This is a genomic window from Streptomyces sp. CA189 (assembly GCF_056428985.1).
This window is the reverse complement of sequence record NZ_JBWJVM010000015.1, coordinates 20,868-37,199: the sequence shown is the minus strand read 5'-3', so window position 1 is coordinate 37,199 and position 16,332 is coordinate 20,868. Positions and strand designations below refer to the sequence as shown.

The 16,332-nt window shown below is 73.6% G+C and carries 12 protein-coding genes; 7 read left to right on the top strand and 5 right to left on the bottom strand.

The features are described 5' to 3' along the window. Nucleotides 1-526: 526 nt before the first annotated feature. Together AC061S_RS14860 and AC061S_RS14855 are read left to right on the top strand one after the other, a co-directional pair. Nucleotides 527-2,707, top strand: a complete 2,181-nt coding sequence (locus tag AC061S_RS14860; protein ID WP_478686405.1) for a PIG-L family deacetylase — start codon at nt 527-529, stop codon at nt 2,705-2,707. Nucleotides 2,708-2,893: 186 nt separating this feature from the next. Next, nucleotides 2,894-3,364, top strand: a complete 471-nt coding sequence (locus AC061S_RS14855) for a hypothetical protein (RefSeq protein ID WP_478686404.1) — start codon at nt 2,894-2,896, stop codon at nt 3,362-3,364. 62 nt (nt 3,365-3,426) lie between these two features. Here the strand turns inward: AC061S_RS14855 and AC061S_RS14850 are convergent, their stop codons facing one another. Further along, the gene (locus tag AC061S_RS14850; protein WP_478686403.1) at nt 3,427-5,001 is read right to left on the bottom strand and encodes a glycoside hydrolase family 15 protein; all 1,575 of its coding nucleotides are present in this window, start codon (nt 4,999-5,001) and stop codon (nt 3,427-3,429) included. A gap of 268 nt (nt 5,002-5,269) precedes the next feature. Here AC061S_RS14850 and AC061S_RS14845 point away from each other — a divergent pair, with 268 nt between their 5' ends. Genes AC061S_RS14845 through AC061S_RS14835 form a run of 3 tightly spaced genes read left to right on the top strand, consistent with a single transcriptional unit; the run spans nt 5,270 to nt 8,642 of the window. Then, the gene (locus AC061S_RS14845) at nt 5,270-6,811 is read left to right on the top strand and encodes a DUF6056 family protein (RefSeq protein ID WP_478686402.1); all 1,542 of its coding nucleotides are present in this window, start codon (nt 5,270-5,272) and stop codon (nt 6,809-6,811) included. Between the two features lie 39 nt (nt 6,812-6,850). Beyond that, the gene (locus AC061S_RS14840) at nt 6,851-7,915 is read left to right on the top strand and encodes an FUSC family protein (protein ID WP_478686401.1); all 1,065 of its coding nucleotides are present in this window, start codon (nt 6,851-6,853) and stop codon (nt 7,913-7,915) included. Between the two features lie 34 nt (nt 7,916-7,949). Beyond that, a complete protein-coding gene (locus AC061S_RS14835) occupies nt 7,950-8,642 on the top strand; it encodes an aspartate/glutamate racemase family protein (protein ID WP_478686400.1) in 693 nt (230 codons plus the stop codon). An 8-nt stretch (nt 8,643-8,650) separates the two neighbouring features. On the opposite strand, the gene AC061S_RS14830 is transcribed toward AC061S_RS14835, so the two are convergent. Genes AC061S_RS14830 through AC061S_RS14820 form a run of 3 tightly spaced genes read right to left on the bottom strand, consistent with a single transcriptional unit; the run spans nt 8,651 to nt 11,156 of the window. Further along, the gene (locus AC061S_RS14830; RefSeq protein ID WP_478686399.1) at nt 8,651-9,043 is read right to left on the bottom strand and encodes a hypothetical protein; all 393 of its coding nucleotides are present in this window, start codon (nt 9,041-9,043) and stop codon (nt 8,651-8,653) included. Further along, nucleotides 9,034-9,816 (bottom strand): response regulator transcription factor, encoded by a 783-nt coding sequence (locus AC061S_RS14825; protein WP_478686398.1) that lies wholly within the window; start codon nt 9,814-9,816, stop codon nt 9,034-9,036. The genes AC061S_RS14830 and AC061S_RS14825 overlap by 10 nt, the downstream gene beginning before the upstream one ends. Next, nucleotides 9,813-11,156 (bottom strand): sensor histidine kinase, encoded by a 1,344-nt coding sequence (locus tag AC061S_RS14820; protein WP_478686397.1) that lies wholly within the window; start codon nt 11,154-11,156, stop codon nt 9,813-9,815. The genes AC061S_RS14825 and AC061S_RS14820 overlap by 4 nt, the downstream gene beginning before the upstream one ends. A gap of 111 nt (nt 11,157-11,267) precedes the next feature. Here AC061S_RS14820 and AC061S_RS14815 point away from each other — a divergent pair, with 111 nt between their 5' ends. Both AC061S_RS14815 and AC061S_RS14810 read left to right on the top strand, forming a co-directional pair. Further along, complete coding sequence (locus AC061S_RS14815) at nt 11,268-12,824, top strand: DUF1349 domain-containing protein (protein ID WP_478686396.1); 1,557 nt, start codon at nt 11,268-11,270, stop codon at nt 12,822-12,824. A 187-nt stretch (nt 12,825-13,011) separates the two neighbouring features. Beyond that, nucleotides 13,012-14,004 carry a hypothetical protein gene (locus AC061S_RS14810; protein ID WP_478686395.1) on the top strand — a complete coding sequence of 331 codons (993 nt, stop codon included), beginning with the start codon at nt 13,012-13,014 and terminating at the stop codon, nt 14,002-14,004. A 119-nt stretch (nt 14,005-14,123) separates the two neighbouring features. On the opposite strand, the gene AC061S_RS14805 is transcribed toward AC061S_RS14810, so the two are convergent. Beyond that, on the bottom strand, nt 14,124-15,728 hold the full coding sequence (locus AC061S_RS14805; protein WP_478686394.1) for a TROVE domain-containing protein: 1,605 nt from the start codon (nt 15,726-15,728) through the stop codon (nt 14,124-14,126). Between the last annotated feature and the right edge of the window lie 604 nt (nt 15,729-16,332).

The window sequence follows — 16,332 nt, the reverse complement described above, 5'->3', positions numbered from 1 at the left end:
CCCTGCGCGCTGTATGTTGATCATGGCGGGGGCCCGCTCCGCCCGATGGAGTCGCGGCCGCTGCCGGCGCCGCGGGCGCCTCCCGGCGGGCTTCGGACGTGACGTCCGCCGTGTGGATCCGCTCACACGCCAGAGACCTCCCGGGCGCGGCCGCCCCGGACGCTCGCGGCCCGGCCGCCGACCCTGCGTCAGATGCGAGCGCCGAGGCTCCTACCCCGCCCACCAGGGCTTGGGCCTGGTGGGCAGCCCGATATGCCGGGAGTGCGGCCTCGACGGGACGGCCCGAACCGCCCGGGCGCGTGACAGAACGACACTCCTGATCTATCCGGACAAAAGGGCTTCACTCCGGCTATAGGTGCAAGATCCCTCATATCATCAGATAGTCGACCTGACGGTGTGTCAGCCACACGCGCGCGAGGCATAATCGAGCCCGGTCGTCTCCGGAAAGCGGTGGGGCCATCGGGGCACCGACCCGCCCCCACAGCCCCATTCGGCACCCGACCGACCGATCCCCGAGGCGTTGCAGATGTCCCTGGCCAGCCGCACCCGCCTCGCGGTCCTGCTCGCCGCGCTCACCGTCGGCGCCGCCGGGGTGACGACCTGGGCCTACGGGTACGGGTCCACGCCGGAGTCGGCGGCCCCCGGGGCGGCACTCCGGCCGAGTGTGACCGAGGGCACGGTCCTCCAGGTCGTCGCACATCCCGACGACGACCTCTTCTTCATGAACCCCGACCTGAGCCGCTCCATATCGACGGGCATCAAGGTCGCCACCGTCTATCTCACCTCCGGCGAGTCCGACGGCCGCAACGAGGCCCACGGCCAGCACCTGCAGGACCCCGAGGGTCCCGCCGACCACGCCTCCTACGCGGAGGCCCGGCAGAACGGCATACGGGCCGCCTACGCGCAGATGGCCACCGGCGACCGGGCCAGCGCCTGGCAGCGCCGCTCCATACCCACCGTCGGCGGCGGGAGCGCCGAGGTGGACGTCCTCGTCGCACGGCCCGAGGTCAGCCTGGTGTGGATGCAGCTGCGGGAGGCCCGCAGCATCTCCGGGGACAATCCGGACAGTCTGCGCGGACTGTGGGACGGCCGGGTCCCCGCCCTGGGTTCCCAGCTGAGCTCCGGGACGCCGGTCAAGCCCGGGTTCTCGTACGACAAGGACCAGGTGGTGGAGGCCATAGCAGGGGTCTTCGCCCTGTACCGGCCGACCACGATACGGACGCAGGACCCGACGCCCGGCCGGTCCCACGACGGCGGCGCCTTCCTCGACCACCAGGACCACATATACGGCGCCCGGTTCGTGCAGGCCGCGGCCGAGCGTTACGCGAAGTCCACGGACCGGCCCCACTTCTCGGTCCAGAACTACGTGAGCTATCCCAACAGCTCCCTGCCCCCGGCGCTCGACCCGCAGGCCGCCGAGGAGAAGCTCGGCTACCTCAAGACCTACGCCTGGACCGACCACGAGAACTGGTGCGGCAGCCCCGCCGGATGCGGCGACCGCAAGACGGCGACCCGTCCCGCCGGCGCCGGGTGGAACCGGACCATCCGCTACGGCCGGGGCGATGTCACCTCCTGGATGACCGAGGGCGCATCCGGCCGGCTGTGGGCCTTCACCGTGCTGGACGGCCGGATGGCCTACTGGTCGCGCAGCAGACCCAAGGCCCCTTGGCAGGGGCCCCAGTTCCTCGCGGGGACCGGAATGGACACGGGAGCGACGGCGGTCCGGCTCCCCGACGGCAGGGTCGGGGTCTTCGGCACCCGGACCACGCTGGGCGCCACGCCCCAGGAGTACGGACGCGAGCTCGTGTACTCCGTCCAGACCGCGCCCGACGGCGCCTTCGGCCCCTGGGTGTCCCTGGGCACCCCGGACACCCACGACGTGTCCGGCACCTCGGCGATCAGCGCACCGGCCGTGGCCCTGGACCGTACCGGCCGGATGACCGTCTACGTACGCGATTCCCGGCGCACCCTGCGCGCCCGTGCGCAGCCGGCCCCCGACGGCGCCTTCGGCGCGTGGGAATCCCTGGGCGGCTCCGGCCTCCAGGGCGACCCGGTCACCGCGACGGACGCGGCCGGCCGGCGCCACGTGTACGCGGCCACCGCCCAGAGCGTGCTGGCCTGGATCCAGCAGACCCCGGACGCCCCACTCGGCGACCCCGTCCCGACCGGGCTGCCGGCGACCACCGGGCCGCTCTCGGCGAGCGCGAAGGGCGACGGCGTCTCCCTGTACTTCCGCCGCCCCGGCACGGGCACCGCCGCCACGAGCCTGGCCACCGCGGGCGGGCCCGTACCGGAGTTCTCCCCGGTCGCCGAGGCGGGCGGCGCGGGCGGCTACGGCTCCGTCGGCGTCGCGGGGGGCCTGCTCGCGGGCCGCGCGGGCACGGGCACGGTCGGCGTAGGCATCGGCGCGGGCATCCCGGACACGGACGGCGACACCACCGGTGACACGGACGGTGACACGGACGGCGGACCGTCCTGGCACGAGTCCCAAATGCACTACACGGGCGCACCGGCGGCCCTGACCGCGCAGGACGGCACGGCCGTCGGCGCCGTTCTCGGCCTGGACGGCGGTCTGCACGTGACGACCGCTCCCCCGGCCGGATCCGGGCGCTTCGGGAGCCGGCCGCCGTCCTCCCCCTGGTACCGGGCGGTCCAGCCGCCGGCGGCCGCACCGGACGGGCGTGCGAGCTCCGGGTGGCAGCGCTGAGCAGTGCGGGCGACGATGGCGGCGGATCACGCCGGGTTCCGGCCGAGGCCGGGTCCCGACTCCGTCCCCCTCTCCACTCGACCTCCCCGCGACCTCCACTCGACCTGCGATCGGGGCTCCATGACCTCGTGCTCCATGACCTCGTGCTCCCCCGTGCGGAGGGCTCCCGCCGCCGCTGGTCCCGGCGTGCGCGCGCGCAAGGGGCCGGGCCCGGTGCGCGCCCTGACCTCCGTCGCCGTGCTGGTGTTCCTCGCCACCGGGTGCAGCGACGACACCGCACCGGCCTGGGGGTACCCGGAGCTCGGGGCGACCCTGCGATCGCTCTCCCGGGCCCTGGACGAAGGGTGCGCCGGGGCGGCCCCCGAGCGCTGCGCCGAGAACCTCGACCGGCTCGACGCCCTGGTGGACCGGGCCTTCGCCGAGGTCCTCGACCACCGCCTCCTCGACGCCGCGTCCGTGCGCGCCCGGAACGAGGTGGACCGTACGAGAGAGCTGCGCCGCGCCGCCGCTGTCCGGGCGCGCGCGCTCCGCGACCCGTACCACCTCCCCCTCGGCCGGGCGCTGGCGGCCGAACGGCTCGCCCACCGCCACCTCCTGGCCGCGCTGGAGCGCGTCCGCGCCGCACCGCCGCCGGGAGAGGGAACGCGGCCCGTCTGAACCCCCGCGCGGTGCCTACGCCGGCCCGGCGCCCGCCCTGCCCGCGCTGTCCCTCCCGCCCGCTACGGGCGCAGGGGCGGGGTCGGGAGCACCGTGCCGTCGAGTGCCACGAGGGCCAGGACGGTGAGGGATCCCGTCCACGCGAGGGGGGCGACCGAGTAGGGCCGACCCGCCCCGTCCACCTTCTCCGGCAGTTCACCGAGCGCGTTCCGCTTGGAGAGGACCCAGTCCAGGACCCGTCCGGCCTTCTCGGGCTGCCCCGTGCCGGCCCATGCGAGCGCGAAGAAGGTCGTACTGGGCGTCCAGGCGTACGCGCCCCACCGCGCCCCGGGATCGTTCCCGGGGGTCAGCCCGCCGTTGGGCAGGAGCAGTTCCCGGTACGTGGTGTCCAGCGCCCCGGCCAGACCGGCGGGGGCCGCGTTGAAGGGGGGCGCCATGAAGGCCACCGCGCTGTCGTGCCCGTGGTGTCCGTCCACGGTGCGCTGGTACCCCAGCGGGAGGAAGCTCGCGGAGATCCCGGCGGACAGCCTCCGCGCGGCGTTGGCCCAGCGGGCCGCGTCCTGCGGCCGGTTCGCCTCCCGGGCCAGGTCGGCGGAGGCGTTGAGCCCGGCGAGCAGCGGTGCGGCCGTGCCGATGTTCGCGGTGGCCGTCGCCAGCTCCCAGTAGTCGGGGGACGCCGGGGGCAGTCCGTCCGCCCGCAGGGAGCGCGCCGCGTGGTCGGCCGCCTTGCGGATCATCGGGTAGAGGGTGGCCAGCCGGGCCCGGCGGGTGGCCCCGGGGGCCGTCCGGTACCACTGCCAGGTGGCCCAGGGGACCCAGCCGTTGGCGTCGAGCTGCGGGCTCCTGCCGTCGGGCGGCCCGGAGCCGTCGAGCTTCGTACGCGCCTCCCAGGTGCCGTCCGCGCGCTGGGTCGCCGCGCTGTAGCGCAGGATCCGGTAGGCCTCGGCGTCGTGGCCGGTGTGCGCGAAGGCTGCGGAGGCGAAGCTGGAGTCGCGCGGCCAGGAGTACTTCCAGCCGTGGCTCCAGCCCGCCGCCACGGCGCCGTTGGGCTGGAGCAGGGCCCGCATGGCCAGCAGGGCCCGCTCGGCCGCCGCGCGCTGCTCGCCCGAGGTGCCGGGGACCCGGCCGGAGGCCAGCCAGGCGCGGCTGCGTTCGATCTGCCGCTGGGCGGGCGGATGGCCGGGGGCGACCACGGCCGAGGCCGTCATGGCGTCGGGAAGGTACATCCACCGGCCGGAGGCCAGCCGCAGGACGTGGCTCCCGCGGACGTAGCGCGCGTCCGCGGCGAGGGACGGCGGAACGCCTTCGGCGGCGGTCGTGTTGGACAGGAGGCCGGCGGTGGGGGCCGCGAGCGCCGTCACGTGTGCGTGTCCCGGCTCGGCGTCGCCCCGACCCCGGCCCCGGTGGCTCGCGGGCAGGGCGAACGGCGCCGGTCCGCCGTCCTGCGGCTCGGCTTCCCGGTCCCCGGGGTGCCCGGCGTCGTACGGGGTGGGGTCCCCGGCGTCGTCCCGGGTGGGGTGCCCCGCGTGGTGCGCCGGGTGTCGGGCGGTGGGATGGCCCGAGGTGCACACGGGTACGGCGACGCTCGCCAAGGCCGCCGTGACGACCGCCCAACGGCCGGGCCGGACACCGCGCATCGCCGCTCCCTCCGCGGGGCCCGCGTACGTGCGGACCCTGCTTCCCCATCCTGGGAGAGCCCCGCGTAGGCTGCCACGGAAGGCCCGCCGCGCGGGTGACCCGGGAGTGCGGAGGGGCCTCGTGGCTCCGTACCCGTCCTGGCGCACCCAGGATGCCGGGGGCCGCGGGCCGTGCACATCATGGGTTTCCGCGGGCCCCACCGTCACCGCGGGCGGCGGGTACGTCGGCCGCCTCTCCCGGCCGGATTCCGCTGCGAAGGACAGGTACATGAGCACAGTTGAGGGCCAGGGCGAGAGCGAGAAGGAGAGGGACACCGGCGGCCGGCTCCGTCCGCTCCTGCGCGGAGTCCTCCCGGCGACCGCGGCGGTGCTCGTCGCGGCGGCCGGGGCGCTGGTCGCCGTCGGATGCTTCCTCGGTCTCTACGTGCGCCCCACGTCCGACGACTGGTGTGCCGCGTGGAAGTCCCGCGACCTGGGAGTCTTCGGCATCACCTCCGACTTCTACATGACGCAGAACGGCAGGATCACCAACGCCTTCCTGAGCGGGATCGTCTACGGCGACGGACTGACCGGGACCAAGATCCTGCCCGCGGTCATAGCCGTCGCGTTCACCGTGGGACTGGTGCTGCTGGGCCGCGAGTTCGTCCGCTTCCTCGGCGGCACGCCCCGGGTGCTGGTCCTGACCGCGTGCGCCCTGGTGCTCCAGGCACTGGTCTACTTCGCGGGCCCCCGCAGCTATCAGGCCCTGCTGTGGGCCCCCGCCACGATCTCGCACACCGTGCCGAGCGTCATCGGCGTGTGGGCGCTCCTGCTGGCCCTGCGGACCGCCTCCCACCCCCGTACCGCCGTCCGGGTGGCGGGCCTGGTCGCCGCGTTCCTCATCGCCTTCGCCATCGGCACCCTGAGCGAGCCGTTCGCGCTCGTCAGCGGCCTCCTCGCGGCGATGGTCGGGCTCCTCTGCGTGCCCCGGCTCGGACTGGCGCGGAACTGGCGTCCGTTCACCTGGTGCCTCGTCTGGTGCTCGGGCCTGCTCTCCGGCCTGATCGTGCTCTACACCTCCCCCGGCGCCCGGTGGCGCCGGGCGCAGCAGCCGGCCAAGGAGTCCCTGCTGTCCGCGGGCGAGCTCCGCGCCACCGCCGGGGACTGGCTGCGCATGTGGGACTCCGTCACCGGCCGGCCGGCCTACCTCGGAGCCGCGGCCGTCGGCGTACTGCTGGGGCTGGCGATGGTCCTCGGCAGGCGCCGCCGGTGCGAGCCCGTACCCGGGAAGCGGGAGCCGCGGCGGACCGTGCCGCGCGGAACCCTGATCGCCCTCCTGCTGCTCCCGGTGCCCGTGGTGGTCCTGGGCTCGTTCGCGGTGGTGGTGGGCCTGCGCAGCGGCTACGGGCCGACCGGGTGGACGTACGCCCGGACCTGGACGAGCTACCTGGTGCCGATGGTGCTGGGGCTCTGCGGCTACGGCGCCCTGCTGGGCGCGTGGGGCGGGCGTCGGCTCCGGGAGCACCGGAATGCCGGCACGGCGCTCCTGGCCGGCGCCGTTGCGGCGGGCTGCCTGGCCCTGGCCTCCTTGGCCGTACTGGTCCCGGAGCTCCAGCGGCTCACGACCGCCACGGTCACCCGCTCCGTGGCCTGGGACGCGCAGGACGCGCGCATCCGGGCCGAGGCCGAGCGGGGTGCCACGGACGTGGGCTACCAGCCCCTGTGGATCGGCAACCTCGCCGAGCCCTTCTTCACCCGGACCTACGAGCGGGACTGGGTCTCCGCCTGCGTGTCGCAGTGGTACGGCATCGACCGGATCCACCGCGGCTGAGTCGTGCCGGGGGCCGGGGGGCCGCACCGAAGGGAACGGATGACCGATCTCGCCGGCTGCCCGGCACCGCGCGCCGGGCGGGCCCGGGAGCTCCTGCGCACCGAGGGCCCGGCCGCCGCCCGCATCGTGGTCACGGTGGCCGTGGCCTGGCAGGCCGCGCTGTGGCTGGGCGCCGACCAGCCGCCGGTGTTCGCGGCCATCGTCCCCCTGGTGGCCTTGCGCGGTGATCCGATGACGGCCCTGGGCACCTCGCTGCGGCGGACCCTGGGGGTCGTGGCGGGCGTGCTGATCGGGATCGCCGTCCTGAACGCGTGGCGCCCCTCCACCTTCACCCTGGCCCTGGTGGTGGCCCTGGGTCTGGGCGTCGGCATGGTCCTGCGGGCCGGAGGCGGGCTGAACATCCAGGTCGCGGCCTCCTCGCTGCTGGTCTTCGCCAACGCCTCCCCCGATTCCTACGCACTGGACCGGGTGTGGGAGACCGCGGCGGGCGCCGCGGTCACCATCCTCCTCGCTCCGCTCCTGTGGCCGCCCGACCCCCAGCGCGTCCTGGCGGCCGTCTCCGACGACTGCGGGGCGCGCCTGAGCCGTTCCCTCACCGGCACCGCGGCGGTGCTGGGCGGCGGCCCGGCCGCCGCGCGCGACAACGTCACCCGGGTGCAGGCCCACGTCGAAGCGGTGCACGCGGGCGCCGCACGCGCCCGGGAAGCGGAACGGGCCCTGCGGTTCAACCCCTTGCGCCGCCGTCAGCGCGGCACCGTACGGCTCCGGGCGGAACGCGTCGCCACCGCCGACGGGCTCGCCGTCCACGTGGCGACCCTGGCCGGGGAGGTGGCCGCGTTCACCGGCCGGGAGGACCTCGCTCCCGACCTCGCCCGGGCTCGGCTCCGGGTCCCGGAACTGGCCTCGCTCACCGCGCGGGCCGTCGAGCAGGCCTTGTGGGGAGACGATCCCCGGGGCGCCGTGACCGCGGCCCGCGACGGGCTGGCCGCCTATGCCCGCGCGGACTCCCGGCCTGTCGCCGTTGCCCTGCGCCGGCCCTTGCACCGGGTGCTCGACGCGCTGGAGGTCCCGCCCACAGAATCCCAAAGGCCCACTTATGAATGAATGAGCAATACAGACTTTCCCTTATGGTGGGGGCATGAAAACGATCGGGCTGATCGGCGGCATGAGCTGGGAGTCGACGGCGGAGTACTACCGGATCCTCAACGAGCGGACCCGCGAGCGCCTCGGCGGACTCCACTCCGCCCGCTGCGTGCTCTATTCCGTGGACTTCGCGGAGATCGAGCGGTTGCAGGTCCAGGGCCGCTGGGAGGAAGCCGGCGACGTACTGGCCGCTGCCGCCCGGTCGCTGGAAGCGGCGGGCGCGGAGCTCCTGCTGATCTGCACCAACACCATGCACAAGGTGGCCGGCCCGGTCGAGGCGGCCGTCTCCGTCCCGCTGCTGCACCTCGCGGACACCACGGCGGCCGCCGTCCGCGGCGCCGGACTGCGCCGGGTGGGGCTGCTGGGCACCGCGTTCACGATGGAACAGGACTTCTACCGGGGCCGGCTGGCCGCCGGCGGGCTCGACGTCCTCGTCCCGGATCCCGAGGGCCGGGCGCTCGTACACCGGGTGATCTACGAGGAGCTCTGCCTCGGCGTCGTCAGCGAGGAGTCGCGTGCGGCGTACCGCCGGGTCATCGAGGACCTCGTCGCACAGGGCGCCGAGGGGGTCGTCCTGGGGTGCACGGAGATCGAGCTCCTCATCGGCCCCGCGGACAGTCCCGTACCGCTCTTCCCCACCGCCCGCCTGCACGCCGAGGCGGCGGTGGACGCGGCCCTGGCCCCCTAGGGGGCCCGTCAGGCGGGGTCGAAGACGTCTTCGCGCGCGTCGTCGAGGATGAACCCGTTGTCGAAGCGCACCCGGACGGTCACCCGGAGCGGCTCCGCCCGGTAGGCGGTCCAGGCGGGCTCCAGGCCGGTGACCTTCTCTTCCAGCTGCTTCTTGCTCTCCGCCGGCATGTCCGCGCCGAAGGCGTCGAGGAGCGACTTGAGCCTCTCGTACTCGCGGGACTCCGGGGTCTGCAGGTCGTGCTCGACCACCCGGACCACGGTGCCCTCGGTACCCGCCGCCAGGGACAGCGAACCGGCTACGGTCCCCGACGGGTCCGACGGGTCCTGCGTCATCGCGACCCAGTCGGTCAGCCGGATGTCCGCCGCCAGCCTCACCCGCCGGCCTTCGTTCAGCGCCATCGCTTCTTCAACTCTCCGCTCGGTACGTGCCGCCTATTATCCGTACCGGTCGACGGGGACCCGTCGGCGGCATCCGGAACGGCCGGCCCGGACTCCCCCCGAGCGGCCGGGCATGGTGCGGCGATGCGGTAGCCCACGCCGGGGGTCGTCGTGATGACCTGCGGGGCGCCCAGTTTGCGGCGCAGGCGGCCCATGGTGACCGCGACCGTGTTGGTGAACGGGTCGGCGTTCTCGTCCCACACCTGTTCGAGCAGGTTCTCGGCGCTCAGGAAGCCCGGGCTGGCCCGCAGCAGCGCTTCCAGGACGGCGAACTCCTTGACGGAGAGCTCCAGCCGGGCGCCGTCCCGCAGCGCGGTGCGGTGGACCGGGTCGAGTTCGATTCCGGCGGCGCGCAGCGTGCGGGGCCCGGCCGCGGGCCTGCGGCGGGCCAGGGAGCGGATGCGCAGGATCAGTTCCGGGAAGTGGAAGGGTTTGGCGAGGTAGTCGTCGGCGCCCAGGGTGAGGCCGCTGACCCGGTCGCCGGGCGATCCGGCCGCGGTCAGCATCAGCACCATCGCGCGGTCGTCCCGCTCCGTGATCATCCGGCAGAGGGTGTCGCCGTGGATGCCGGGCAGGTCCCGGTCGAGGACCACGACGTCGTACGCGTTGACGTCGAGCTTGGCGGCGGCGGCGAGCCCGTCGTACGCGAGGTCGACGGCCATCCCCTGGTCGCGCAGCCCTTCGGCGACGACCTCCGCGAGCGAGCGCGCGTCCTCGACGACCAGGATCCTCACGGCGTCCCCCCGTGCGGACCGTCCGAGGCGTCCGAGCCGTCCGAGCCGTCCGCCGCCGGCATCGCGGCCGTCACCGTCAGTCCGCCCTCCGGCCGGACGCGGAGGTCGAGGCTGCCGCCGTGGGCCGAGACGATCGCGGCGACGATCGACAGCCCCAGTCCGGAGCTCTCCTGCGATCCGGTCCGGTCGGCGCCGAGCCGCTCGAACGGCTGGGTCAGCCGGTCCACTTGGTCCTGGTCGAGGACGCTCCCGCCGGTCTCGACGAGGAGGCGGGCCCAGGGCGCGTCGTTCCCCGGGGCGTCGTCCGCGCGCGCGTCGTCCCGGGTGGCGCCGTTCTCCGTGAGGGCGCCGTTCTTCATGAAGGTGCCTTTCACCGTGGAGGCGTCCTCCGTACCGCCGTCCTCCGTACCGCCGTCCTCCGTACCGCCGCCCCCCGTACCGCCGCCCCCCGTCGCGATCCGGATCCAGCCGCCCTCCAGGTTGTGCACGATCGCGTTGTCGATCACGTTCTGCACCAGCCGGGACAGCAGCGCCGGGCTGCCCCGTGTCCACGCCTTCGGCATGGGCCCGTTCTCGACGGTCAGGTTCTTCTCGGCAATGGCGGCGGCCCGGGCGGCCAGCGCCTCCCCCGCCAGCTCGGCGAGCGAGACGGGAACCCGTTCGGGAAGGACGCCGTGCTGGGCCCGGGCGAGCACGAGGAAGCCTTCCAACAGGCGGTCCACCCTGTCGAGTTCGGTGCGCAGCCGGTCGGCGAGCGCGACGGTCTGCGCGGCGGGCTGCGGTTTGGCCACGGCGACGTCGAGCGAAGCCCGGATCGTCGCCAGCGGGGTGCGCAGTTCGTGCGAGGCGTTGGCCACGAACCGGCGTTGCGCGGCGAACGAGGCTTCGAGGCGCGCCAGGAGGCCGTCCACGGTGTCCGCGAGCTCCTTGACCTCGTCGTCGGGCCCGGCCACGGCGAGCCGCTGGTCGAGGTTCTCCGCGGAGATCCGCCGGGTGGCCGCGGTGATCAGGCGCAGCGGGCGGAGGACATGCCCGGCGAGGATCCGGCCGAGCAGGAGCGAGACGGCCGCCATCACCGCGATCGCGATCAGCGAGCCGAACAGGAGCTGCCGGGACTGCTGGGCGTGCACGTCCGCGAGCTGTCGTTCGAGGTCGAGGACGTGCTGGGCGACGCCCGCGGCCGGTCCGCCCGGTGGTGGCTGCCCGGGAACGGACAGGGCCAAGTCGGAGCGGGAGAACAGGTAGATCAGGGCGATCAGCCCGATCCCGGACAGCAGGAACACCGTGGCGTAGAGAATCGTGAACCGCCGTCCGACGGTCCTGCTCCGCAGTCTGACCATGGCTTCTCTCCCCGTCCCGTCCGATGGCGTCCAGCATGCCCCGCGGCACCTAACAGCGTCATGACAGCAACGGTTCGGACCCCGTTACGAGCGGCTGCGTAGAACCGAAGCATGCTCACACACAACGAACTCCTCCGGCAGGAGTGGACCCGCTTCCGGCGTCCGGGCCGGCTGATCTCCCTGGTCGCGGCGGCCCTGATGGTCCTCGCCCTCGGTCTGCTCTACGCCTTCGGCAACCACGCGTCCTGCGCCGGCACCTGCCCGACCGACCCCACCGGTCCGGACGGCACCGCGGTCAGCGACCAGTTCGCCTTCATGCACCGGGACCTGGGGCGCGAGGGCAGCATCACGGTCCGGATGACGTCCATGACGGGCACGATCACCTATCCGCCGCCCCACCACGACCAGATCGTCCCGGGCCTGGTGCCGTGGGCGAAGGCCGGGATCATCATCAAGGACGGCGTCCGCCAGGGGTCCTCGTACGCGGCCTTGATGGTCACCGGCGAGCACGGCGTGCGGATGCAGTACGACTACGCCCACGACATCGCCGGGAGCTCCGTCGACGGCGCCGCGGTCTCGGAGGCGTCGCCGCTGTGGCTGCGGCTGACCCGGGCGGGCGACAGCATCACGGGCTACGAGTCCGCCGACGGCGAGCGGTGGGTGAAGGTGGCCTCGGTGAAGGTGCCCGGGCTGTCCGAGACGGCGCAGGTCGGTCTCTTCGCCACCTCTCCCGGAAACCTGACGCTGCGCCCGGTGGGTCTGGGCGGAGCCACGGAACAGGTGCGCTTCACCCAGGCCGCCGGCTCCTTCGACCACATCTGCCTCGAGGGCGCTGCCGCGGGCGGGAGTTGGCGTGCCGAGACGATCGGCGAGATGAACAACACCGACTGGGAGAAGTACCACAAGGCGTCCGGCGCCGTGGAGGGAGGCGGCACGATCACCGTCACCGGCGGCGGTGACATCGGGCCCACGGCCACCACGGGCGGCCGCCCCGTCGAGGGGATGCTGACCGGTCTGAGCCTCGCCCTGCTCATCGTGCTGGTGGTGGCCGTAAGGTTCGCTGGTGGCGGGTCCGGCCGCCGGCAGCCGGGGGACGGCGCTCCGCCCACCCGTGCGGTGTTCGGGGCGAGGGCCGTCGTCGTGGCGGCCGTGACGTTCGTGACCGGGCTGCTCGCCGTGGGCATCGTGGTGCCGGTCGGCGCGGCGGTCCTGGAGTCGAACGGGGTTCCCGTCGTGGGGCTGTCCGCGCTCACCGGAGCCCGGGTGGTCATCGGCGTCTCCGCGGCGCTCGCCCTCACCGCCGTGCTCGCCCTTGCCCTGGGCGCGGTGTTGCGGCGCCGCCGGCTCGCGGGCCTGGTCGCCGTCTTCGCCGTCGTGGTCCCGTACGCCGTGGCCACCGTCCCGCTGCTGAGCGACGGGCTCGCCCAGTGGCTGCTCCGGGTGACTCCGGCCGCCGGTTTCGCCGTCCAGCAGACCCTGGTGGAGTATCCGCAGGTCACCGCCCACTACGCGCCCTCCGCCGGGTACTTCCCGCTGCCGTGGTGGGCCGGGGTCGCGGTGCTGTGCGCGTACACCGCGGCGGCGATGGCCCTCGCGCTGCGCCGGCTGCCGCAGAGCGGCGAGCGGGCCGAGGCCCCGGCCGCCGACCCCGTGGGCGAGCCGGCCTAGGGGTCGCGGTCCGGAGGTGACCGAGGGCGGCGCGGGAGCGGTGGGCTCCCGCGCCGCCCTCGTCCGTGCCGCCCCGGGCGGGGATTGCAGTTGGGTTGCCGTCACTGCAGACGGGGAACCAACTCCCGTACGTAGTGCGATGGTTGAGCCAACCAAAGGTCCGGAGCGGGCGGGTATGGTGAACGGGGTGGATCTTGCGGCTGCGGCGGTGGATGCGGTGGCACGCGCGGCCGCCGGTGCGGTCGGCGGCATGGCCGTCGACCTGGTGCGCGGCAGGCTGAGCAGCGTCAGCCAAGGGCCAGAGGCCGTATCGGCGGTCGAGCGGACACCGGACGACGCCGATGCGCGCGCACGCCTGCACGAGAAGCTGTCGGCGGTGTTGTCCGAGGATCCGGCGTTCGCCGCGTATCTGGCGAGCGTGCTGGCCCCGCCCAAACCGCTTGAAGCGCCCACCGTCATAGGCAGTATCAACATCGACCGCAACGGCCGGGCCCGCGGCACCTTCGTTCTCGGCAACCAAGCAGTCACCAAGATCCGCAAGGGCGAACCGGCCGCGTTAGTGGGTCTCATCGTGGCGGTCGTCGTGTTGGCGATGGCGATCTACGGTTTCGGTCAGCTCGCCACCGGGGACGACGGCGCGCTGTCGCCGGGATCCGGACGGAAGGTCACCGTGCTCAAGGACTCCGCGATGGTCAAGGCCGTCGTGCCCGACCTGCACAGCATGCCGACCGGCTGGACCACCCGATCCCAGACCTCTCTCCGCGAGGGTGCCGACGCCTGCTCCGGACAGGAAGACGGGTGCAACGGCGTCCTGAGCAGAGGACAGGCGTCCTTCCGCGACCCCTTCGACCAGTCCGCATCCTTCGTGGTGGTCGCCTGCGCCTCAGCCGCCGACGCACAACGCGTCTACGACGACGCCACCCGACAGGCGCAGCGGGCGACCGGATCCAAGCCGTTGGCCATGCCTGCCCTCAGCGACCAGTCATCCGCCTACGAACTGTCGAAGGGGGAGGGCCAGGCGTACGCCCGCGTCGGCACCACGGTCGTCATGGTGTCGGAGAAGGGCAGCAACGACGACTACGAGGTCGCCACAGTGCAGGCGCTGGTGCAGATGGCGGCGGAACACGCCCAGGAGGCCCAGGACGGCCGTACACCCACCGCAAGGGCGCGCAACGTATAGGGCCAGGCCGTTTCCTTCGGATCACCTTGCCGACCAGATGAAGATCGCTGCGCGGATCCCGCGCCGTCGCAGGTTCGACGGATACGGACTCCTCTGAACCAAGATCCACAGGCGACGGCCTAGTCCTGTGCCGTCCATGGCCATCGGGCCGCGCGGCCGGCCTCGACGAGGCCGATCATGCGGAACCCGGCGTCCGTCAGGCCGCCGAAGGTGTGCCGGTTGGGGCCGCCGGGGCCGTGGGCGGGCTGGTACCCCGCCAGGTTCCAGGTGTACACCGGGACGTCCGCCGGGACCGGTTCCGCCGGACCGCGGCGCCCCAGGTGCGGGCCCGTCTGCTCGTCGGTGACGATCAGGACCCTCTCGTGGGCCCGGTAGTGGGCACGTACCGCCTTGGCGGTGTCGGTGCCCCCGAGGTTGTTGAACCGTTTGAGTACCTCGAGCACCGGCTCCCCGGACCGGAACGGAACCTGCGCGCTCGACCATCCGAACTCCACCAGGTCCGCGTCCTCGGCGCGCATCGCCAGCGCCGTGCCGAAAACGGCCGCGGCGTCCGCCCGGGTCAGGGTGGACCGCTCCGAGACGGTGTCGTAGAACATGGACCCCGACCGGTCCACCAGGATCAGGGTCCGGCCGGTCAGGGCCGGTACGTTGGCCAGCGAGTGGCTCAGCGCCACTTCCAGCCGCGCCGACCAGCGCGCCGAGGGTGCGTGGCGGTGGGCGGCCAGGTAGCGGAAGGGGAACTGTCGGGACCGGGCGACCTCCTCGGCGTCCGAGATCCGTGCGGCGACTCCGGCCGCCGCCTCGTCCGAGATCCCGGCCCCGTCGAAGTTGCGCAGGTTGCGCAGCAGCGCCATCGGTCCCATCGAGGGGATCACGGCTTCCCAGACGGCGGCGTCCATCGGACCCTGAAGCCAGCCCGCCAGGGCCTCCCAGGTCATGCCCGCCGCGGCCAGCCGCTCGGCGCCGCCCGGCCCGGTGACCACGGCCCGCCGCTCGTGCGCCGGCAGTTCCATCAGGCTCCGGTGTGCGGTGAGCAGCCGGTCGCCGGGCGGCGGCGCCGCGTGCTCCGGGTGGTGCCGGCGGTCCAGGGCGTGCCGGAACAGCTCGCCCTGCCAGGGCTTGGCCGGGTCGGGTGTGGCATGGACGAGGTTGAGGACGTCGCCGAAGCGGAAGGCCTTGGAGGCGGTGTCGTACTTCAGCAGGGAGCGGGAGGAGTACAGCCGCCGTACGGCGTCGGCGATGCCCCGTTTCACGGGCTGTGGGACGCTCCGCCCGTAGGCCGAGGTCCAGTGGGCGAGCAACTCACCGGGCTCGTCGGCGCGCTGGAGCACGGAGTCGATGACGGACCGGTTGGTCGGCCCCATGCAGGACCCTGCGGCGAGCCGTGCCCTGACGTACGCGGCCGCGCCGATCAGGGAGGCCGTACGCATGTTTCCTTCGCCTCGGAGCCAGCGCAGCAGGCCGGCCGTCCATGCGGGGTCCTGGAGGGCGAGTTCACCCACGAGGCGGGTGTACCGCTCGTCGCGTTCCGCGCCGCTCTCGTAGAAGGCCTGCTGGGAGACGAAGTTCCCCACGGCCAGGAGGAAGAGCTCCTCGCGCGGCTCCCGGACGAAGCCGGGGCCGCCTTCGTAGGTGAGCGGGTCCGCCCTGGTGCGGTGATGGTGGGACCACGGACCGGGCGCGGTACGGGCCGCCGCGGCGGAGATGTTCGGGGCCACGAGCATCTCGGACCAGATCTTCGATGTGCGCGGGGCATGGCGAGGCAGGGAATCCCCCCGGATCCAAGGGCAGTGGGGAGCCCCGTCCGAGACGTCCGGCAGGGCGGAGGGACGGGGCGGGGCGCAGGCGCCCGCGCCGCCCCGAGATCAGAAGTGGCCGCGGCGTCACTTGGTTTCGGAAGGAAGTAGCCGCAGCCGAGCGCATCGGGGGACGCAGTCGCGCCGTCACATTAGGCAGGCCCGCGCACCGTATGCCAGTCAATTAAACGGCCGGGTCTCCCGTCCGTCCGACCTGGCCGGCGTGATCAGGGCACGATCCGGGAGAGACGGCCCAGGCAGTTTCGTTTGGATCATTGGGACGTTGGGCTGGGTGTGTCGTTGACGGATGTGCAGTGGGCGCGGATCGAGCCGCTGCTTCCGGACCGGAACCATCTTGCTGCTGACGGCCGCTGTCGTCCCCTTACGTTCGTTCTGACCGGCGGCCAGGCGGGTCCTCCCGCGCAATCCGCGACCACCTGAGCAGGCGCGGCATCGCCACCCGCTACGAGAAGACTGCGGCCGTCTACCTCGCCGGACTCCATGTCGCAGGCATCTTCCTCTGGTCCGCTAC